18 protein-coding genes are annotated in these 20,801 nt (G+C 41.1%); 5 read left to right on the forward strand and 13 right to left on the reverse strand.

Annotated features, from left to right (window positions below):
* Nucleotides 1–620: 620 nt before the first annotated feature.
* From RE476_RS05910 to RE476_RS05925, 4 genes are all read right to left on the reverse strand, one after another.
* Entirely contained in the window at nucleotides 621–1,706 is a 1,086-nt protein-coding gene (locus RE476_RS05910; protein WP_309309467.1) for an MBL fold metallo-hydrolase, read from the reverse strand.
* Nucleotides 1,707–1,817: 111 nt separating this feature from the next.
* Nucleotides 1,818–2,720 carry a permease gene (locus tag RE476_RS05915; protein ID WP_309309468.1) on the reverse strand — a complete coding sequence of 301 codons (903 nt, stop codon included), beginning with the start codon at nucleotides 2,718–2,720 and terminating at the stop codon, nucleotides 1,818–1,820.
* Nucleotides 2,713–3,765, reverse strand: a complete 1,053-nt coding sequence (locus RE476_RS05920) for a DUF362 domain-containing protein (RefSeq protein WP_309309469.1) — start codon at nucleotides 3,763–3,765, stop codon at nucleotides 2,713–2,715. Before RE476_RS05920 ends, RE476_RS05915 begins: the two co-directional genes overlap by 8 nt.
* A gap of 109 nt (nucleotides 3,766–3,874) precedes the next feature.
* Entirely contained in the window at nucleotides 3,875–4,450 is a 576-nt protein-coding gene (locus RE476_RS05925) for a TetR/AcrR family transcriptional regulator (protein WP_309309470.1), read from the reverse strand.
* Between the two features lie 165 nt (nucleotides 4,451–4,615).
* On the opposite strand from RE476_RS05925, the gene RE476_RS05930 reads away from it, so the two are divergent.
* Complete coding sequence (locus RE476_RS05930; protein WP_309309471.1) at nucleotides 4,616–4,828, forward strand: hypothetical protein; 213 nt, start codon at nucleotides 4,616–4,618, stop codon at nucleotides 4,826–4,828.
* A gap of 18 nt (nucleotides 4,829–4,846) precedes the next feature.
* Here RE476_RS05930 and RE476_RS05935 read toward each other — a convergent pair whose 3' ends face one another.
* The 3 genes from RE476_RS05935 to RE476_RS05945 are packed head-to-tail and all read right to left on the reverse strand — an operon-like array spanning nucleotide 4,847 to nucleotide 6,472.
* Entirely contained in the window at nucleotides 4,847–5,266 is a 420-nt protein-coding gene (locus RE476_RS05935; protein WP_309309472.1) for a DUF2111 domain-containing protein, read from the reverse strand.
* Between the two features lie 37 nt (nucleotides 5,267–5,303).
* A complete protein-coding gene (gene trxB, locus RE476_RS05940; RefSeq protein WP_309309473.1) occupies nucleotides 5,304–6,218 on the reverse strand; it encodes a thioredoxin-disulfide reductase in 915 nt (304 codons plus the stop codon).
* Between the two features lie 5 nt (nucleotides 6,219–6,223).
* Nucleotides 6,224–6,472, reverse strand: a complete 249-nt coding sequence (locus tag RE476_RS05945; protein WP_309309474.1) for a glutaredoxin family protein — start codon at nucleotides 6,470–6,472, stop codon at nucleotides 6,224–6,226.
* Between the two features lie 655 nt (nucleotides 6,473–7,127).
* On the opposite strand from RE476_RS05945, the gene RE476_RS05950 reads away from it, so the two are divergent.
* Nucleotides 7,128–10,625: a beta strand repeat-containing protein gene (locus tag RE476_RS05950; RefSeq protein ID WP_309309475.1), complete on the forward strand. Its 3,498-nt coding sequence runs from the start codon at nucleotides 7,128–7,130 to the stop codon at nucleotides 10,623–10,625.
* A gap of 302 nt (nucleotides 10,626–10,927) precedes the next feature.
* Here RE476_RS05950 and RE476_RS05955 read toward each other — a convergent pair whose 3' ends face one another.
* The 5 genes from RE476_RS05955 to hsp20 all read right to left on the reverse strand — a co-directional run bounded on the left by RE476_RS05955 (nucleotide 10,928) and on the right by hsp20 (nucleotide 16,767).
* A complete protein-coding gene (locus tag RE476_RS05955; RefSeq protein WP_309309476.1) occupies nucleotides 10,928–11,641 on the reverse strand; it encodes a UPF0280 family protein in 714 nt (237 codons plus the stop codon).
* A gap of 26 nt (nucleotides 11,642–11,667) precedes the next feature.
* Nucleotides 11,668–12,063: a 4Fe-4S binding protein gene (locus RE476_RS05960; protein WP_309309477.1), complete on the reverse strand. Its 396-nt coding sequence runs from the start codon at nucleotides 12,061–12,063 to the stop codon at nucleotides 11,668–11,670.
* A 2-nt stretch (nucleotides 12,064–12,065) separates the two neighbouring features.
* On the reverse strand, nucleotides 12,066–13,568 hold the full coding sequence (locus RE476_RS05965; RefSeq protein WP_309309478.1) for a homocysteine biosynthesis protein: 1,503 nt from the start codon (nucleotides 13,566–13,568) through the stop codon (nucleotides 12,066–12,068).
* Between the two features lie 143 nt (nucleotides 13,569–13,711).
* Nucleotides 13,712–16,108, reverse strand: coding sequence for a PAS domain S-box protein (locus tag RE476_RS05970; protein WP_309309479.1), 2,397 nt, complete (start codon nucleotides 16,106–16,108; stop codon nucleotides 13,712–13,714).
* Nucleotides 16,109–16,224: 116 nt separating this feature from the next.
* Nucleotides 16,225–16,767 carry an archaeal heat shock protein Hsp20 gene (gene hsp20, locus RE476_RS05975; RefSeq protein WP_309309480.1) on the reverse strand — a complete coding sequence of 181 codons (543 nt, stop codon included), beginning with the start codon at nucleotides 16,765–16,767 and terminating at the stop codon, nucleotides 16,225–16,227.
* A 145-nt stretch (nucleotides 16,768–16,912) separates the two neighbouring features.
* On the opposite strand from hsp20, the gene RE476_RS05980 reads away from it, so the two are divergent.
* Together RE476_RS05980 and RE476_RS05985 are read left to right on the forward strand one after the other, a co-directional pair.
* Entirely contained in the window at nucleotides 16,913–17,134 is a 222-nt protein-coding gene (locus tag RE476_RS05980) for an MM0924 family protein (RefSeq protein ID WP_309309481.1), read from the forward strand.
* A 175-nt stretch (nucleotides 17,135–17,309) separates the two neighbouring features.
* On the forward strand, nucleotides 17,310–18,656 hold the full coding sequence (locus RE476_RS05985; protein WP_309309482.1) for a dihydrolipoyl dehydrogenase family protein: 1,347 nt from the start codon (nucleotides 17,310–17,312) through the stop codon (nucleotides 18,654–18,656).
* Between the two features lie 22 nt (nucleotides 18,657–18,678).
* Here RE476_RS05985 and RE476_RS05990 read toward each other — a convergent pair whose 3' ends face one another.
* The gene (locus RE476_RS05990) at nucleotides 18,679–19,977 is read right to left on the reverse strand and encodes an MFS transporter (RefSeq protein ID WP_309309483.1); all 1,299 of its coding nucleotides are present in this window, start codon (nucleotides 19,975–19,977) and stop codon (nucleotides 18,679–18,681) included.
* 98 nt (nucleotides 19,978–20,075) lie between these two features.
* Between RE476_RS05990 and alaXM the strand changes: the two genes are divergently transcribed.
* Nucleotides 20,076–20,789, forward strand: coding sequence for an alanyl-tRNA editing protein AlaXM (gene alaXM / locus RE476_RS05995; protein WP_309309484.1), 714 nt, complete (start codon nucleotides 20,076–20,078; stop codon nucleotides 20,787–20,789).
* The last annotated feature ends 12 nt before the right edge of the window (nucleotides 20,790–20,801 follow it).

A 20,801-nucleotide genomic window follows, 5' to 3' on the forward strand; every position in this document is an offset into this window, starting at 1 on the left:
CTAATCAGTCATCTACGTGTTATGTTTACTAGTATATAAGGGTGAGCATATTGGATGCTTTGTCCAAAAATAGGGTATTTATTGGGCATTTCATGCTTTCTACTGCGTTAGAAAATGTTTTAAGAGGCGTATTGAAATAGACTCAAAAATAAATTCAGTGGTTTTGCTTGGATAAGGGGGCCACTAATCCTTTATAGTAAGGTAATTATTATTCTTCTACAAAAAAGATAACTCTAAACAAAATGATATTATAATGTATGGGGCTTTTTAATGAACATATATCGAACGAAAGAAAAAATTATGTATTTCACTCTAATCCTAATTGTATGTGCAGTGTTAGGATACTTATTTCATGATTTAACAACTGGAATACGTAGTGGAATTCTCATAGGAATTGGATTTGCTTTTATTGGCCCAATCGTTTTTAAGAATATACTTAAAAAAAATAAAGAAAGGATTGGTTATATGCTGATCTTTTCTAATATCTTATTTGGACAAAGCGCATATAGGAGATAAATTGACTGTGAGTCTTAATTACAGTTCTTATTTTTTCCTGAATAATACGAGACACTTTTCACTCTCAGCTTACCGATATAATCAGATAAACTTTCATTTTCTTATCAGAAATCCCACCATGAAGTTGAAGACGTTTCCAGCTCTGAATCTAAAAAAACGGTCTCACCAATCATTGGAGCAATTATGTTCACTTCTCTTTCATTTGCTTCTTCAAGTACCCTTTCTATTGGTTCATTCCAGGCATGATTAGCCAGTGTAAATGCTCCCCAATGCATCAGCATCATGGTCTCACCATTTACATCAAGATTGGCCTTTACTGCCTGTTCCGGAACCATATGGATCTCAGCCCATCTCTGGTCATATTGAGCACCTTCCATCAGGGTGATATCAAAAGGCCCGTATTTGTTTCCAATTTCCTTAAAATGCGGACCATATCCTCCATCTCCGCTGGTATATACACGGGTTTTGCTTCCCAGAATGACCCATCCGCCCCATAGTGTGGTATCAATGCTAAATGGATCTCTTCCAGAGCCATGTCTTGATGGTGTCAAAGCAACAGTCAAGTCCTGATACTCTATTTCTTCCCACCAGTTGAGTTCTGTGATCTTCTCTTCTGGAATTCCCCATCTGATCAGATGAGCACTACACCCAAGAGGAACAAAGAAATACGACACTTTGCTGTTTAGTTGCACAATGGATTGGTAGTCCATGTGATCGTAATGGTCATGTGAAATGAAAACTGCATCAATTGCTGGCATTTCATCAATGATATTCAACATGACATCTTCACCATATTCATATCTGTTAATTCCCACAAACGAAACCGGTGAAGCCACAGGACTCAACATAGGATCAAGCAATAGCTTTTTGTCATCAATACTAAGCAGGTAAGCAGAGTGTCCTAACCATGTCAAACTATCGTTTTTATTGTTAATCTGGTCCCAGTCTATCGTAGAAACAGGGATTGGACTTGCAGGATCACGGTCTACAACTTCGGAAACAGAAAGATCATTTGAAGCTGAAGCATCTGATAAATCTACAAAAACACTGGTAGGTATTTCATTTACAAAACGTCCGTCAACATAGTTGCTTAATTGTTGATAGGCTTCTTTTTGTTCTGATGTCGGATCCCCACCGAAAGCTGGAGCTACATTCATGAACAATATAATGCCTGCACAAAATAGTATCATAAGCAGGAACGAATGTAACACAATCTTTTTTAGTTTGATCTTTTTTATCTTTTGAATCACAAGAACACCAATTTTTCTAACACCTTGCTTGTATAACTCCACTATAAGATATTACAGGGAGATATCTATAAAAATACCTGTTACGATAGCAAACAAAATTGTATATGCCAGATAGATACTGAATTGTCTTTTACCCAGGACAATTTTTACAGCACCAAGATTCGTTATTTTTGTTGCAGGCCCGGTAATCATAAATGCTGCAGCGGCACCCAGACTCATACCATGTCGTAACCATTCCAGCAGTAAAGGAATGGTGCCTCCACCACATACGTATAAGGGAACACCTATGGTTGCTGCCAATAACACGCCAAATCCTTGCTGGTTTCCGAAAAGGCCGGCAAATGCATCAGGAGATATATAGCGTTGAAACATTGCTGAAAGCACGATACCAAGAAGAAAATACTTACCAGTTGCCTTGATATTTCTCCATACATTCTTTAACAGGCGCATTAGCATATTAGGGTCGGTATCCCTGCTTTCCGGCAATACAAGCGTTGAAAAATTAAAGAATCCCCTGTCCCGGAAAAATAACCTGACGCAGAGACCGGCCAGGATTCCACAAATAATAGCTAAAACTAAACGTATGGAAAAAACGGTTGTGCCAAGAGCAGCGCTGTAAATGAGCAGTTGTGGATTCAGTAAAATAGAGCTCATCATAAACGCAGCAAGCCAGTCATCCCTCATTCCTTTTTCTGAGAATGAAGCTGCGATAGGGATGGTTCCATACATGCAAAGGGGAGAGGCGATTCCCAGCAAGCTTGCTGGAATCACCCCGAATATTCCAAGACGCTTGTTCTGTATGGAAACAAACAGCCTGTGGATCTTCTCTTTGCCAAATACGGAAATTACTGAGCCCAGGAATATGCCAAAGACCCAGTATATAGCGATCTGATTGAACAGAACACTGGAATAATACCAGAGATATATGAACTCTCTCTGAAGTATATCAAGCATCCAGATTCACCAATTCATATTCCTGACTGCCCAGACCTAGCCCGGCACCATAATCAAGGATATGTGTAGCATTTCTTGATTCCATGCGCTCGATAAGATCCTGTCCTTCAGGAGCTGCATAGATCTGATCAACACTTGCCTGATCTAATGCAATTGGGTCTAAAGAAGCCATAATTCCAATGTCAGCCATTGTTGGCTCAGAGGGACTGGAGTCACAATCACAATCCACAGATAATCTGTTCAGAACATTGATGTAGACCACATTGTCCCCTACTTCATTCATAAAAGCTCCATTTGCCTCTGCCATAGATTCTAAGAAATCATCCTGTTCCGCTAAATTTCCCCATAAACCACTAACTTCTTTACTCACTCCTGCTGTATGGACATACGATTTTCCATTAGCAGATGAAATACCAATTGCTACATTCTTCAGAGCACCGCCAAAGCCTCCCATAGCATGACCTTTAAAGTGGGAAAGAATAATCCATGAATCATAATTTTCAAAATGGGAACCTACAATAAACTCATCAAGATGTTCTCCAACCGTAACAGGAAGAGATATCTCACCTTCTTCATCCATTATATCTGTTGGAGCTATCGCAGCAAAACCATGATCGATCATAACCTGTTTGTGCATTAATGTTTCAGCGCGGCCGCCACCATAAGCAGTATTACATTCGACGATGGTACCATTAACTGACTGTACGAGATCTTTGATCAGATCGGGCTTAAGATAATTGTCACCGCCCGGCTCACCGGTACTGATCTTTACCGCTACATTTCCAGTAAGGTCACGGCCCATTGCATCGTACACTGCCATTAAACCTTCCGGACTTATGTCAGTGGCCATATAGACTTTAGGAATTTCAGTAATTGTGTTGTCTGGAACAGTTGTCTCCTGAGAATCTTCATAGAGATTGTTGCTATCGACTTCGAGTGTTTTAGAATCAATTCCTGATGTGCTGTCAGCCGTGATACATCCTGCAATTAAGGAAAACATCAGGATCGAAACCAGCAAAATAGTAACATGCTTTTTCATTTTCATTTCCTCTCCATTTTCGGTATATGATAATTTGCTACTTTTATTGTGAAAGTGGGTGTGGATTTTAAGTTCGGTGAGTGACCGGTCACTCACTTATGTGGCGAAAAAAATATTATTTTTTAGCCAGCCCTTTCCAGACAACCTGAAATCCATTTTCTATAGCTTTACTTCGATCCTGTGGTTCTGAATAAAGAATATAGTCAACTATTGTCCTGCTTGACTGATAGAACATTGAAGTTATCATTTCTGGCGGGTAGTCCCCAAGCTCTCCATTTGCTAATCCTTCTGTCACAAGATCATGGAAGAAAACATACTCTTCCATAACTACTTCACGAGTATGGCTTGTAATATAAGGAGATGAACAGAACTGTCCGACAAAAAGGAATTTATCCTGATTCTCTGTCCCCCATTCGACCAGATTATGCCACATTTTCCTTAACTTTTCTTCGTAATTTTTTTGTGTCTGGACATCTTTTCCCATTTTCCGGCTTAATTCTTCTTTTACCTCGAAATACAGACCATTGATGAGATCCTCTTTTGTAGGGAAATAATTGAATAAAGTGCCTGTGGCTACACCTGCCTCTTTTGAGATCTGGGCAGTGGATGTGCCATGGAAACCCCTTTCAGTAAAGAGCTTCAGGGCAGCTTCTAAAAGGGCAGCTTTTTTGTCTTCTATCTGTTTTTTCATAAATTTTCCCTATTGTTGACTAGTTAGTCATTTTTAATTTGAATTGACATTATACATATAAATACTTATGGTATATTTTACAGACCCACCACAAATAAAAGATTACACCAGGATGAACTCACAATGAATAGAAAACTATAATATGGATAGAATATTGTACCAACTATGGAAGGACCGCTTGGGAAAATTTATAGAATGCCATCTGCCATATTACTGGTAATAGGCATGGCTTTGAGTGCTTTCCTTTTCTATAGCCTCATGAAGGCAGCAGAAAACGGAAACTTGTTGATGGTAATACTGCTTGCAGTAGCAATATCAATTGTAGCTTTTGTGGTGAGCAAAGCAATTAAATTTGAGAAAATGAAAGAATTTAGATGATTAATGAGATTAATAAAATCATTTCATTTTTCTTCTTGATTCTTCCACTTCATCAATAACACCAGGATACTCCCTGAACATCACCAGGATATCAAGGGCTGCAACAAGGTCAACAACACCTATCGCACCAATAACTTCCCCACTGGGTGCCCTTATAGGAGCGACCACAACTGACTTACCCTTATAAACACCGTCCTTTGGCACTGCCCTGATACTTATGTTCGTCCTGAGGACCTCTTCAAGTATTGGACCCGAGTATTCCTTATCAATAATCATTCCTCTTTCCATCCGAATCCCTTTACAGTTGAGACTGCGAATGGTTGTCGGAATCCCAAGAAGAGTGTGTATTGCAATTGCTATTGGTTCCAGATCATCAGCCGTGGAATCTGAGCATATCTTCAGGCAAAATGCACCATTGAATTCTTCATCGCATATCATTTTTGATTCACCTTCTTAAATAGAATGGAAAGGAATTCTATTTATCGAATTTAAGAGATGTTATGTATTCATGAGCAGATATAGCGGCTACTGCACCATCAGAAACCGCTGTGACTACCTGCCACATGGAAGTTCTCCGACAATCGCCTGCTGCAAATATCCCGTTTACAGAACTTTCCATACGATCATCGGTCACAATGAATCCTACATCGGTCTTATCAACATCCACCATTGCAGTGTTGGGGTTAATGCCCACATAGATGAAGATACCATCAATACCCATCTCTGTCAGTTCATTGGTCTTAACATTCCTGAGAACTACCTTCTCAACAAATTCATCACCCTTGATCTCCTGCACAACAGTGTCCCAGATAAAGCTGATATTCTCCGTCTCAAAAGCCCTTTTCTGAATAAGGGAACATGCTCTTAGCTCATCACGTCTGTGCACCACATAGACCTTACTAGCTATACCTGACAGGACAAGAGCATCCGTTATCGCAGACTCACCACCGCCTACGACAATAACCTCCTGATCCGCATAGAACGGACCATCACATGTAGCACAATAGGAAACTCCTTTTGTCAGTAGTTTATCCTCGCCCGGAACTCCCAGACGTTTTGGATTTGCACCGGTAGCAACTATCACTGCAAGGGCTTCAAGCTCACTGTCATCTGTCACGATAACTTTCCTGTCGTCTTTATCCCGAACAGTTAGTACATTAGCACTCTGTATCTTCACGCCAGTGTGTTCTGCATGCTCCTTGAACTTCTCCATGAGTTCCATTCCGGAGATCGATGGAAAACCCGGATAGTTCTCAACCCTTTCTGCAGTGGCTATCTGACCGTGGATCACATTCTTTTCGAGCACGAGAGTGTCAAGACCATAACGTACTGCATATATACCTGCAGTTAGCCCTGCAGGACCTCCCCCTATTATGATAAGATCATGCATAGTGATCAACTATCATTACAAACATTGCTTGTCTGAGATTTGTCAGGAACTCCCACAAAGGCAATCTTGTCATCAATGATCGTTGTAGGTATTGAACGGATCTTAAACTTTTTTGCAAGCTCTTTTCCTTCAGGAGTGTCCAGTTCTACTTCCTCGTACTCAAAATCGCACTGTTCTTTTAAGTCTCGCCACATTTTCTTTGCAGTCGGACAAAAGTGACACCATTCAGAATGAACTAAAGTAACCTTTACCATATTATTCCACACTCCTTTTTATTGGTCAATATTCTATTAGCTAGTAGAGTATATCAAATTAATGACTGTAAAAAGTTAGTTATCGCCGTTAACAGGTTCAATTGACATATCATCTTTTGAAAATGGAACATCTTTCCGTTTGTTGAAGAATCTATAGAAGAGTTAGATCATTGTATTTGTATGGATCTCTTAAAGTATACTGTATCAGATAAATTGGTGAGTCCATGTCTTGATTGAACCATTCGTTTGCATCACTCTTGCAAATATTAAGGTATTAAATAATTATTTTAGAGTTTATATTACAATTATGACAAAATATATCATTTTGTTACAAATGATAGATAATGTATATACATTTACAGATAGTGATGCAGTAAATATAAAAGCAATGCAGTCATAAATTAACAGTGTGAACACTGGGGAGTGTTCAGTAGCATATCTAGTGAATATGCAGGAGTGATGTATATACAGATTTGGCAGAAGTATTTAGCCAAATGATAATGTCAACAGAGCGTTAGCTTTGTTAGAATATGATCTTTGGTGTTATATTTGACCGATTATTATCGGCATCGATACAGAATACCAAATATGTAATACGGATACCTCCAGAAAAACCTCAAACTTAAATTGTAAAAAATTAGATGGTGGTAGAGTAATGATAAAATCAACATGTTTGTTCGCAGTGATATTGATGATATTGTTGTCAATTCCTGCTGCAACTGCAATCACCGTGGACGGAGCCAAGTCCGTGGGAGAATGGGATGAAGATTGGGCATTCGGCCAGTATAATGCCTCAACATACAATTCAAACGGACCATTTGGAGACAGAATGGTGGTCAGACAGGGAACTTATGCAGCAGATACCGGACTATGGTATGATACTGATCCTAAAAATGATGCAGGTCCTAGTTTTAGTGATGGAATGGCCGTTAATGGAGATGCTTCAACGAACAATTCAAGCGGTCTTGACCTTGCAAGGTTCTACGGACATTATGACCCAATAGAGGACAAGCTTTACGGTATGGCGGAAGTTTATGGTATCCCCGGAGACAGTGATGGAGATGGCGATACAGGAACTATAACCCCTCCAGACGCGAACGGAACTGCAGGTCCAGTTGGATTTGGTCTTTCTGGCGCGGAAGTCTTTAGTATATATGTATCCCAGGATTCTAATCCTGCAAATTATACAATTATCAGTGTAACTAACAACGACTGGTCAGTTAGTTCAACTGTTGGACTAACGTATGGAGAGATAGATGCCAGACTTACAAGCGATGCATTCAATGTAGCAGATCCGAACGAACTGCCAAAATCTGTCTATGAGATCAGCATTGCAAACTTCAGTCAGCACTACGATCTGAGCCCAGGAAATATTCTGGCTGTTCAGGTAGGTGCAGGTAATAACCTGGATGGACCTGGTGAAGATAGCGCAACTGTATTTATAGAGATTCCAACTCCTGCCATTGATATAGAGAAGGCGACCAATGGAGAGGACGCAGATAGTCCGACAGGACCTTACATCATCGTTGGAGATCTGGTGACATGGACATACAATGTGACAAACACAGGTAACGTCCCACTTGTCAACGTCAACGTGACCGATGATATGGAAGGATACATAGGAACCATTGCGTACCTTGGTGTGGGCGAATCCAATACAAGCCTGTTTGCTACAGGAACTGCAGCTGCAGGACAGTATGCAAACAATGCAACTGCAACAGGATACTATGGTCCTATAGAAGTTTCTGATACGGATCCAAGCCACTACTTCGGTGCCGCTCCAGCAATTGACATAGAGAAGGCAACCAATGGAGAGGATGCAGATAGTCCGACAGGACCTTACATCATCGTTGGAGATCTGGTGACATGGACATACAACGTGACTAACATTGGTAACGTTCCACTTGTCAACGTCAACGTGACCGATGATATGGAAGGATACATAGGAACAATTGCATACCTCGGAGTGGGTGAATCCAACACAAGTCTGTTCGCTACAGGAACGGCAGCTGCAGGACAGTATGCAAACAATGCAACTGCTGAAGCTGTATATGATGGTCAGCCTGTAAATGATACAGATCCAAGCCACTACTTCGGTGCTGCTCCAGCAATTGACATAGAGAAGGCAACCAATGGAGAGGATGCAGATAGTCCAACAGGTCCTACTATCCCTGTGGGAGATCTGGTGACATGGACATACAACGTGACTAACATTGGTAACGTTCCACTTGTCAACGTCAACGTGACCGATGATATGGAAGGATACATAGGAACAATTGCATACCTCGGAGTGGGTGAATCCAACACAAGTCTGTTCGCTACAGGAACGGCAGCTGCAGGACAGTATGCAAACAATGCAACTGCTGAAGCTGTATATGATGGTCAGTCTGTGAACGACACGGACCCAAGCCACTACTTCGGTGCTGCTCCAGCAATTGACATAGAGAAGGCAACCAATGGAGAGGATGCAGATAGTCCAACAGGTCCTACTATCCCTGTGGGAGATCTGGTGACATGGACATACAACGTGACTAACATTGGTAACGTTCCACTTGTCAACGTCAACGTGACCGATGATATGGAAGGATACATAGGAACAATTGCATACCTCGGAGTGGGTGAATCCAACACAAGTCTGTTCGCTACAGGAACGGCAGCTGCAGGACAGTATGCAAACAATGCAACTGCTGAAGCTGTATATGATGGTCAGTCTGTGAACGACACGGACCCAAGCCACTACTTCGGTGCTGCTCCAGCAATTGACATAGAGAAGGCAACCAATGGAGAGGATGCAGATAGTCCAACAGGTCCTACTATCCCTGTGGGAGATCTGGTGACATGGACATACAACGTGACTAACATTGGTAACGTTCCACTTGTCAACGTCAACGTGACCGATGATATGGAAGGATACATAGGAACAATTGCATACCTCGGAGTGGGTGAATCCAACACAAGTCTGTTCGCTACAGGAACGGCAGCTGCAGGACAGTATGCAAACAATGCAACTGCTGAAGCTGTATATGATGGTCAACCTGTAAATGATACAGATCCAAGCCACTACTTCGGTGCTGCTCCAGCAATTGACATAGAGAAGGCAACCAATGGAGAGGATGCAGATAGTCCAACAGGTCCTGCTATCCCTGTGGGAGATCTGGTGACATGGACATACAACGTGACTAACATTGGTAACGTTCCACTTGTCAACGTCAACGTGACCGATGATATGGAAGGATTCATCGGAACAATTGCATACCTTGGTGTGGGCGAATCCAATACAAGCCTGTTTGCTACAGGAAATGCAGCTGCAGGACAGTATGCGAACAATGCAACTGCTGAAGCTGTATATGATGGTCAGCCAGTAAATGATACGGATCCAAGCCACTACTTCGGTGCTGCTCCAGCAATTGACATAGAGAAGGCAACCAATGGAGAAGATGCAGATAGTCCGACAGGTCCTGCTATCCCTGTTGGAGATCTGGTGACATGGACATACAACGTGACCAACATTGGTAACGTTCCACTTGTCAACGTCAACGTGACCGATGATATGGAAGGATTCATCGGAACAATTGCATACCTTGGTGTGGGCGAATCCAATACAAGCCTGTTTGCTACAGGAAATGCAGCTGCAGGACAGTATGCGAACAATGCAACTGCTGAAGCTGTATATGATGGTCAGTCTGTGAACGACACGGACCCAAGCCACTACATCGGTACAGAAGCACCTGGTGTCGGTACTCCAGGTTACTGGAAGAACCATCCTGATGCATGGCCAGTCGAAGAGATAGAGATTGGTAACGTCACCTACAATGTAAGTGAAGCAATTGCAATCATGGAGGAACCCACAGCTAAAGACAAGACGTACAATATGTTCGAACAGCTCGTGGCAGCTAAGTTGAACGTCCTTGTAGGCAACCCATACGGTTCATGTGTAATAGAAAGTGAAGAAAATGGACTTCCTTTTGGAGTCGATTTCATTGCTGAAGCAGATGAATGGATGGAAATGTATGGTCCTGCAGGTTCTGGAGTCGAAGCAAAGAGTGACGCATGGAAGTATATGACAGACGGAATCCACTCAGGAAGTGATCTTCTCGACTGGCTTGACGCCTACAACAACGGATACTTCTCGTGTGCTCCTCACAGGGACTGAAAGACGTAAATATTGAAGAACAGGGCTTTCTTTTCCCTGTTCCACTTTTCTATTTTCAACCTACCTAATTCTGTAAAATCTCCTATGGATGATTCTCATCGAAGAATGACAATATATTAGAATCTGACTTCTTAGAATCAGGATCTGATCATTAAGGAGCTAACATTTGATAAATATGCAATTCCATGAAGATAAGACTCATTCAGGATATGTTACAAATATAGATATCCAGAGAAGAATGAAAGGTTGCAGATTATCTTCGTGGAAATGTTCTGTCAAGATATAGTCTTAAAAGCATAGCATCAACCTTTTGTAATACACTCGTACCTGACATCAGCTCTTTTAAGTTCAGGCACATCACCCCAGAATCCCATATACTCGCCCTGGATGACAATTGCACCTGTTATCCCTGGAACATCTTTCACAACATCAAATGACCTTTCAACAGCATCTTTTCCAATGTCAGTGGCATTTCCAAGAGCTGTGGCTGCTGAATCAGCCAGTGATACATTATCAGAGAAAACAACGGCTGCATCTGCCATACCAAAACTTATGGAGGGGCCAACACTGCCCGAAGAAGTGCACACACCTGTAATAGAATCCCTCGATTCCATAACAAAACCAATATCTTTCAAAGGAGAATTGCCGGCATAGATTCCCATCACCACCGGACGGTCATTGATAATGGAAATATCCCCGCCATTGTCCACGATTGCAAAAGTGGCACCAGCATCTGCCATGGCCTCAACTGCAAGAGCAGAGATAGTACCGGCAACAGCACTCATAGGACCAATACCCATTGCATTTCCAGCTTCAACCATCCTCCGGACAACCTCAGGGAAGTCACCGTCCATGTCATAGGGTTCCAGAGTACTCTGGAAAAATGGATCAGAAACGATATATGATTCCAGCTCCCTGCGTTGTGCCCTTATAGACTCGCGAGCCACCTCTATGTAAGAAGGAGTATCAGCCTGGATAGTTACAATGGTCTCTTTCAACCTGAAATGTTCTTTCATGGTAAATAAAAAAGAAAAAAGGAGTATCACCTGTTATTCTTTCCAAGTGACAGGGCATTGTGGGGACACATGTCAACACAGGTTCCACACTGGATGCATTTTGATTCATCTACAACTAAACTGAAATCGTCATCCAGGGAGAAAACTTTTGTCGGACATACGGAAATACAGGCACTGCATTCAACGCATTCGTTTTCATCCCACTTTATAGGAGTATTCAATTTTGTGACCCTTGCACCTTTGTTTGTCAAAGATTTACACATCAGGTCGAATTTGTCTTCATCCACATCAGCAACGACCTCTCCCTGGGAGCGGTCAAAATGAGCCTGGGAGATATTCAGCAGAACGCCAGTTTCAAGTATCGATTCTGCCATGATCGGCTTTGTGAGTATATCACTTGAAATATTGATCTTGATCTTCATGTTCATGACCTCCTGGCATACAATTTGCTGATATCATCACTCGTTATCATACCTATGATATGCCTTTCCTTATTTATCACAGGCATTGCGGAAACGGAATCCTGGTCCATCCTTCTTGCTACAACAGCCACCCTTTCATCAGCACTGGCAGTTATGACCTTACGCGTCATGATATCCTCAACAAGATCGAACTTGTTCTGTGAAACAGCCTTTGAGATATCCCAGGCAGTAACAACACCGACAAGGGCATTGTCGGCACTGACAACAGGAAGATGGTTAAAAGCAGTTTCCATTATGGTCTTTGCAGCATCGTAAACGCTTGCATCCTTACTAATAGTTACAACATTGACTGCCATGATATCAGAAACAAGAGCTATACCTTCTGTCTGCTTCATTGGTTTTGCGGATATATCCTTTGGAAGCCTTTCAACAGGCATTGACACAAAGAATTCACCTTTGGAAATCCAGTCCTTTAACTCAGATGCAATTATCCTTGATTTCTTAAAACTTGAGAGGGAAGATGTAGGAACATCACGTCCGTTGATATCAACAGAACCGCTGCGCAATTCCTCGTAGGTTACATCACGTACTGCAGCCCGGTCCCTGCTTGGAATACCATAGTCCAGTATCTTAGTAGTGACACCTGCATCAGTAACAGCAGTAGCCTGTGCTATCTGTTCATTAAGGATTGGGATTGGAACACCCATTCCAACGTAAAGAGAAGTACCGTAACCGGTGAAATTTGCAGCTCTTATATAATCAGGACTCATGTGCTTGAGATCTCCCTGAACCATTAGGGTACCAAAACCACCACCTGAAGAGTGCTGAGTTCCCTGGCCTACTATATATCCCTGGGCACCTCCCAGAAATATTCTCGTTCCCGTACCAATGGTCATGTAATCAGGATCGTTGGAAAGCGGCGAGAGGACACCGGCACCTGAATAGGTGACATTTCCAAATGAAGGAAGTAAAGAGCCCATGTAAGTGTGTATCGTATTCTTAGTACCGTTGGTCGCAGCATTGTATTTTTGATACGCATTGCGAGGATTCATCATTATGGCCTGGTTCATATCTTCAAGGGACAGGGTAGTATCAAGCACTTTTCTCGGATAACAGTCAGTTCCGTGAGATGTCGCATGAAGATGGACAGATTTTCCCCTTATCAGGTCCTCTATGACATGGGCACCGCCATATTCCATACCTAATGACTCGGATAATTGAGTAGCTCCGATGAAAGCATCCACAGCCGCAACACCGGTGTAGGCTTCAACGTCGTTCAAAAATACCTTCTGCATCTTAATAGGTGGTTCCGAATGACCGAAGTTCAACCAGACGCCTGATGAACACATTGCGCCGAAAGTACCGGTAGTTACTACATCAACTTCCTTTGCAGCATCTTCTGCACCCAGTTCACCAACTATGTGAACCATTTCTTCGGCAGTAACTACATTGACACTTCCATCTCTTATTCTACCGTTGATTTCATGAATTGTTTTTTTGACCATTCGATAACCTCTAAGACCAGAAAAGTAATTTTTTGGCAACTATATATTACTTATGGTAATTTGACTTTGAAAGAACACATTCAGGAATACACAGAAACAACAGATAGGGGATATAATTGCAGTTCTTAATAAAAGTTGTCATTTTAAATTTGTTGTTTCAAACTTCCAAATTGGTCAGAAACTTGTACAGTGAACCAGAAAGTACTACCCTTACCTACCTCATTGTCAATAACATGAAGTTCTTCCCCGTGACACTTCAATGCCATTTTAGCTATTGCAAGCCCAAGTCCTTTTCCATTGATATCCGAAGGTCCTGCTCTCTTGAATCTGCCGAAAATACGTGCTTTATCCTCATCAGATATACCCCTACCAAGATCCGATATACTGACCTTCCATTTCCCACCTGTCTCACTTATATCCACAGTCACCTCACCGCCTTCAGGCGAGTATTTTATGGCATTTGATACCAGATTGAAAAACACTTCCTCAATAATCGGATTTACATGGGAAGGACAGAACTCAGGAGAGTTTATTATGACTTTAATATTACTGTCCATAACTTTAGACTGAAGTCTCTCAAGAGAGCTATCAATAAAATATCGCAGATCATGTGTCTGAATATCAAGATCTTCTGAATAATTTAATCTTGCAAAAGCTGAAGCTGAATCTATTGTTTTTCTTAATTTCTCAGTTCCTTTACAGATATTATCAAGAATATGTCTTTTCTTTTCATCATCTTCGATATCAGACAAGTATCCAAGAAATCCTTCAATTATTGAAACTGAACTTATGAGATCGTGACTCGTAACATCAGCAAACATGTCTTTTATCTCATTGGAATATTCCAGTTGCTCCGAATGTTCCTTAATCGCCTTTTCCAGTGCTCGTCTTTCACTGATGTCCCGCCCTATCAACACCATATATACATTCTCTTCGTCCCCTACAAATGCAAAACTTATGCCCACATGGAATGAAGTGCCGTTCTTTCGCACAAATTCACATTCTACCAACAGGGAACCACCAGCAGATATCTTTCTGGTGATTTCGAACATATCGAGTCCTTTTATAAAGCAATCCGGTTCAAAGATATTCTGATCCATTATTTCAGATATGGAATAACCAAGGTCCCTATATACCCTATCACTTACATAAATGAAGTTCTTGGATACTGCATTCAAAACCATGATGTAATCATTGCAATGATCCATAAGATTCCTGTACAACTCTAACGAACTGAATGATTTTCTCAATCGTATGGTTTCTGCAAGTATAGTTGAAACAGACTGAAGGAAATTTACTTCATGTTCCGTAAACCTCCTTTTTCTATCAGTATGAACACATAATATCCCAAAAGGCTCATCTCTGCTGCCGATAAGAACACTGGCACCACTTAATATCCCATTTTCACGAAGAAAAAAAGGTACTTCAAAACGAGTTTCGCTACTCATATCTTCGACAATGACCGGTTCACTGGAAAACATTGTATAGCCTGCCTGAGAACCCCGGTCTTTTTGTACAATGACTGAACCAATGAGCCAATTACACCACCCATAACCATACCTCAGGAGAAAACGTTCATCAGGAAGCATTTCCATTATCGTACAATATTTCATACCAAGAGCATTTGCAACAAGCTTCACTGAATAATTCATCAGTGCATTTATATCAGTACAGGAAAGAGCTTTTTCCCCAAGTTTTGAGAGAGACCTGTTTTGAAGGTTCATATCCTCAAGTTCCTGCTCAAACCTTTTCCTTTCATCAATGTCAAGGATAGCACCGTGGAAATGAGTTATGTTATTTGCTTCATCGCGAACTGCATACGATCTTTCAAGAACCCATCGAGACTCACCATTTGCAGTAGAGAGCATATATTCTTTTGAGAACTTGTTTCCAGTGCATTGCTCAACTGACTCTCTTACGTTATCCAGATGAACAGGGTGTATAATATCGGCATATGAAAGCTTTCCGGATTTAAAAATATCAGGGTCATAACCAAATTGGACTATGTTATCTGAAACATATTCTACAGACCACACATCATCCCCTTTCCACACAAATGATACAAATGGAAGATGAGAAATATCCAGTTCATCATTACCACAAGAATATTCATTTGAGCAAACGGTTTTAATTGTTTCATCTTTCAGAAAACATATCATACCATTGTAACTATCCCCATTTTCAAAATATGGAATCATTTTACAGGAAAAGTACTTGAGGTCACCATCAGGAGTTACTATTTTAACAGGACCACGATCATCATAATCTCCCAACTGTTTTGCTGAAAGCAAGCAATTAAAGAGTGATGATAAATCTTTAACCGTGATTGAAGAAATATGACTCAGGTCCTTCCCTATAACATCCAGGGACATCGTGCCTGTGAGTGCCTGAAATAATGTATTACAATAAAGGACTTTGTCTTTCTTATCCAGGCATATAATACCAATATCCAGCTCAGAAAGTACATCTAAGTGAATATTCTGCAACATTTCGGGTAAGACACATGAATTACACCCCATATTAACTGAATTAGCAGACATTTATAACCCAACCATTTACTCTGCAAAACTAAATATAGATTATATGTTGAACATATATACATATTGGTAGAAAATAAGGAAGTTATATTAAAGCAAAAAAAAAATAGAAATATAAATTACTCAATATGAACTGAGCGAGCTAATCCTAACTCTTTCATATCCATAACAACTTCAAGGACACCATTGAGGTATGTTGCCTTTGCGGAATCAGGATCCACACTTGAAGGGAGTTCGATACTTTCTGAATAAGAAGTGTCTTCATGCTTTGCATTCAGTTTTAGCAATGTTTCAGTAACATCCAGGTTAATGTCATCCTTTTCTACATCCGGAAGTTCTGCCATCACGTGGACCTTCTCATCGATTTCAAAAACATCTATCAAAGGCTTTCTTTCAGTTACTCTGAACTGTTGTCTTATGGACTCAAAATCATCATCTTCATCATCATCGTCAGGGAAGATGTTACCAAATTCCTTGATCTCGGGTTCTTCCCCAGGATGCCTGGTCACGGAAAAACCATAGAAGAAGGGTTGTGTTTCAAATTCATTGAGGTCAATACCAAATTTATCCATCATGCGCTCAATGATATCCTCGATGTCAGTAAAGTTACCTTTATCAAAGATGTCATCAAAAAAACCTCGCTTTTTTCTTTTATCAGCCATTGGTAAACACCTCTTTGGTAGGTAGATGGGATTGGCACTATTTATCTTTTGGCAACTATTCCATTCTTTCGGAATATATAAATAAATTAAGATTGGGATACCCAATCAACACATATATTAAAAATTAATTGAATGATAGTATTAATTGACAATAAATGGCAGGATGAAAATGCAATCATTTATTCTTAAAAATTTCATGGGGAAGGATGTTACCGTGTATTGCGGAGGTATCCTCACATTCCGAGGAAACGTAAAAGCATGCAATGACGGAGTGCTTACACTGGAGATAACAAACCAGCGTTATTCGCACATCTCTGTCAGCAAGATAATTACTATCCAGCCAAATGAAAACGCCGATGATGCATGATATCTTTTCCGATACATGTTTAGCATTATTACACGATTTGTTAATTACACTTTCTGGTTTTCGTTATAGCCTCAATTATGAACTTTTCAAAGGCTGAACTAATAATAGTGTATCAGAAAGTTATGATGAGCATCTGCAAACACCATACACTAAACAGCATCTAAGGAATGAGCCAATGGATACAGATTATGACGCTTTTGTAATAGGCACAGGAGTTGCAGGTTCTTCACTTGCATACAAACTCAACAACGCCGGAATGAAAGTTGCTATTGCAGACAAAGACAGGTACGGAGGTATTTGCGCATTACATGGATGCATTCCTAAAAAAATACTTACCGGTGCCGCTGAGATAGTGGCAGCCGGTAACAGGATGAATGACAATGGCATTAAATGCAGTGATCATCTTGAATGGTCCGCCCTCATTGGATTTAAGGATAAACTGGTGCATTCCCTAACAAGCCCTAAGGAAAAAGCATTCAGGAATGCAGGGATAGATACCTATCACGGTAAAGTTAGTTTCCATGACAGCAATACACTGGCAATAGGAGGAAAACTCATATCTGCAAAGTATATCCTTGTCACAATTGGAGCAACATCAAGGACTATTAAAATACCCGGTGCAGAATTTCTTACAACCAGTGATGAATTCCTTGATCTGAAAGCACTTCCAAAGAAGATCATTTTTGCAGGTGGCGGATATATTTCATTCGAATTTGCACACATTGCTGCAAGGGCAGGAGCAGATGTTACGATCATCCACAGGGGAGAGAATCTTCTTAAGACCTTTGACCCGGACCTTGTGAACATAATGGTAGAAGCATCAGAAAAAGCAGGCATCAAAATCCTCACAGGCCAGGAAATTCTAAGAATAGAAAAGAAGAATGATTCTCTTGAACTTACTACCCATGACAGTAACAAACAGGAAGAGATAATTCATAAATGTGAAATGGTAGTCCATGGTTTGGGCAGGGTCCCTGCCATAGATGGCCTTGAACCTGAAAAAGGAGATGTGGAAATTGAACATGGTGCCATTGCAGTAAATGAACATCTGCAAAGTATATCGAATCATTCAGTATATGCTGCAGGAGACTGCATACTTCCCGGACCGGCACTCACCCCTACTGCCAGTCTTCAGGCAAATGTGGTTGCATCCAACATACTGGAAGGAAATAAGTATACAGCAGATTACACAAAGATAGCTTCTGCAGTATTTACTATACCCACACTTGCAGCAGTAGGAATTATGGAAAAGGATGCCGCCGATAAGCACAAGGTTTTATTCAATGACATGAGTCAGTTTTACTCATCCAGAAAAACAGATCTTGGATATGCTGCTTCCAAGATAATTATTGAAAAAGATACGAGAAAAATTGTTGGAGCGCATGTCATAGGCCCAAATGCCGAAGATACGATCAATCTTTTCACTCTGGCCATAAACACAGGACTTACAGTAGAACAGGTAAGAGAAGCATTGTATGCATATCCTGCAAGCAGCTATGATGTAAAGTATATGCTCAAATGATCTCATTTTTGTTTTTGCAAATTCATTCATTTGAAACATCAAAGGAACGAAGACGCAGAGAGAGCGCAAATACAACATAAATAATAAGTGCGGATACTATGAATGACCCTCTTCCCATAACTTCATAGATAAAACCGCCACCTATGAGTCCCAGAATACTGGCAATGCTCACAAAACTCCCTGAAACCCCCTGCACAAGGCCCTGATTATCTTTTCCTGCAAGCTTTGACAACATCGACTGTATTGAAGGCCACATGAAACCGTTGCCAAGAGCAAAAAATATGGCTGCTACATACGTAAGTAATGTACTGCCAAAAGCCAGAAGCACAAAGTTGCTTCCAAGTATCAGGCTGCCTGAGATAATAAGGAATGGGTCGGAGTACCTTTTGGAAACATACGTAAGTACAGGACCCTCAACTATGACAAGCATGATGCTCAGGAAAGAAAAGAAGAAACCCAGTTCTGCAATACTCCATTGAAGGTCATTCGCTGCGTGTACAGGAAAAGCCGTATAGAAAGTGTTGAAGCCAAGGAAGATGAGGAAGTATATTAAAAACATGTAAGGTATGTGCTTCAACCCCATCACATCCCTGAACTTCTGCTTTTGTATTGGAGTAGTATCAGCACACCCACCAGGTTTATCGGATGTTATGGACAATTCCGACAGGATCTTCCTCCCCAGGACACACCTGCGGGATTCAGGGACGTAGAGAGCTATCAGGATAACACCCAACAGTGATATGAGAATGGCTGCAAGTACCGGGAGGGCTTCACCATATATTGTCACACTGAGAATACCGGCAAGTGCAGGCCCTACTATGAAACCAAGATTTGTGGAAACGGACATTTTCCCGAAATTCTTACTTCTGTCCTTGTCTTCGGTAATATCGGCAATGTAGGCATTTGAAACGGAAACGTTACCCCCGGTAAGTCCGTCAAATCCCCTTGCAATGAAAAGGAGGATGAGTGGAACCGTTATTACGAAACTACCTAGTATTCCGGAACTTACGGGCATCAGCACAGTTACCGGCACAAAGAGAGCAATGAAGAAAATAATCCATGACAGGAGTGTTCCTGCCTGGCTTAGAAAAAGGACCTTCTTTCTGCCGTAGATATCTGACCATCGTCCCAGCAATGGAGAACCTATCAACTGGAAAATAGGATACATTGAGGACATGATACCGTATATCAGTGCATTGCCACCGAACCTTGCAACAAGAAAAATAAGGAAAGGAAGAACTAAACTAAGCCCCATGGTACCGATAAAATTCACAAGAAGAAGAGGATAGAGCGATATCTCTTTTGTTCCTTTGTCAACCATTTTCTCAATAATTTTAGGGTGCAGCTAATATATGATGTTTTTGTGACCCTGCAGAATATGCAAAAAATTAATCATGAAAAGGACCTTTACCTGTATCTATGAAAGAACTGTACCTTACTGACTGTTACGTGAAAGAATTCGATGCAACTGTTGAAAGCGTTAAGGATGATAAATTTATAGTACTTGATAACACGGCATTTTATCCTAATTCCGGTGGCCAGCCCCATGACACAGGAATGCTTGTAAAAGAGGATGGAACAGAGTTCCCTGTGAACTACGTTGCTAAATTCGGGGACAATATCAGTCATGAAATCACAACACCAGGATTGAAAGCAGGAGATAAAGTAAAGGGAATCATTGACTGGAACAGAAGGTACCTGTTCATGAAATACCACACAGCATGCCACATATTAAGTGCCATAATCCACAATGAGACGGGAGCAAAGATATCAGGCAACCAGCTTGGGGAAGACAAGACACGTGTGGATTTCAACCTGGAGGATTTTGACCGGGAGCAGATAAAATCCTATGAAGGCAAGGTCAATGAGATAATAGACCGCAAGATACCTGTGAGTATTGATATTATGCCAAGGGAAGAAGCCTTCAAAATCCCTTCTGTGGTTAAGCTTAAGGATGCATTCCCCCCGGAAATAGAGGATATAAGAGTCATCAGCATTCCCGATGTAGATACACAGGCATGTGGCGGAACCCATATTGCCAATACCGGAGACATACCCCATATTGAGATAATCAAAATTGAGAATAAGGGAAAGAACAACAGAAGAGTATATTTTAAGTTCGTGGAGAACTGAGGGAACATTCTT

This window comes from Methanolobus mangrovi (genome assembly GCF_031312535.1).
Lineage (GTDB): Archaea > Halobacteriota > Methanosarcinia > Methanosarcinales > Methanosarcinaceae > Methanolobus > Methanolobus mangrovi.

What these genes read in the sequence shown, in the direction of transcription:
- trxB (WP_309309473.1), bottom strand. Translation starts at nt 6,218, where the DNA reads ATGCATGATCTTATCATAATAGGGGGAGGTCCTGCAGGGCTAACTGCA.
- RE476_RS05960 (WP_309309477.1), bottom strand. Translation starts at nt 12,063, where the DNA reads ATGAAGATCAAGATCAATATTTCAAGTGATATACTCACAAAGCCGATC.
- RE476_RS05915 (WP_309309468.1), bottom strand. Translation starts at nt 2,720, where the DNA reads ATGCTTGATATACTTCAGAGAGAGTTCATATATCTCTGGTATTATTCC.
- RE476_RS05970 (WP_309309479.1), bottom strand. Translation starts at nt 16,108, where the DNA reads ATGTCTGCTAATTCAGTTAATATGGGGTGTAATTCATGTGTCTTACCC.
- RE476_RS05930 (WP_309309471.1), top strand. Translation starts at nt 4,616, where the DNA reads ATGGAAGGACCGCTTGGGAAAATTTATAGAATGCCATCTGCCATATTA.
- alaXM (WP_309309484.1), top strand. Translation starts at nt 20,076, where the DNA reads ATGAAAGAACTGTACCTTACTGACTGTTACGTGAAAGAATTCGATGCA.
- RE476_RS05935 (WP_309309472.1), bottom strand. Translation starts at nt 5,266, where the DNA reads ATGATATGCGATGAAGAATTCAATGGTGCATTTTGCCTGAAGATATGC.
- RE476_RS05965 (WP_309309478.1), bottom strand. Translation starts at nt 13,568, where the DNA reads ATGGTCAAAAAAACAATTCATGAAATCAACGGTAGAATAAGAGATGGA.
- RE476_RS05950 (WP_309309475.1), top strand. Translation starts at nt 7,128, where the DNA reads ATGATAAAATCAACATGTTTGTTCGCAGTGATATTGATGATATTGTTG.
- RE476_RS05990 (WP_309309483.1), bottom strand. Translation starts at nt 19,977, where the DNA reads ATGGTTGACAAAGGAACAAAAGAGATATCGCTCTATCCTCTTCTTCTT.
- RE476_RS05925 (WP_309309470.1), bottom strand. Translation starts at nt 4,450, where the DNA reads ATGAAAAAACAGATAGAAGACAAAAAAGCTGCCCTTTTAGAAGCTGCC.
- RE476_RS05955 (WP_309309476.1), bottom strand. Translation starts at nt 11,641, where the DNA reads ATGAAAGAACATTTCAGGTTGAAAGAGACCATTGTAACTATCCAGGCT.
- RE476_RS05985 (WP_309309482.1), top strand. Translation starts at nt 17,310, where the DNA reads ATGGATACAGATTATGACGCTTTTGTAATAGGCACAGGAGTTGCAGGT.
- RE476_RS05910 (WP_309309467.1), bottom strand. Translation starts at nt 1,706, where the DNA reads ATGATACTATTTTGTGCAGGCATTATATTGTTCATGAATGTAGCTCCA.
- RE476_RS05945 (WP_309309474.1), bottom strand. Translation starts at nt 6,472, where the DNA reads ATGGTAAAGGTTACTTTAGTTCATTCTGAATGGTGTCACTTTTGTCCG.
- RE476_RS05920 (WP_309309469.1), bottom strand. Translation starts at nt 3,765, where the DNA reads ATGAAAATGAAAAAGCATGTTACTATTTTGCTGGTTTCGATCCTGATG.
- hsp20 (WP_309309480.1), bottom strand. Translation starts at nt 16,767, where the DNA reads ATGGCTGATAAAAGAAAAAAGCGAGGTTTTTTTGATGACATCTTTGAT.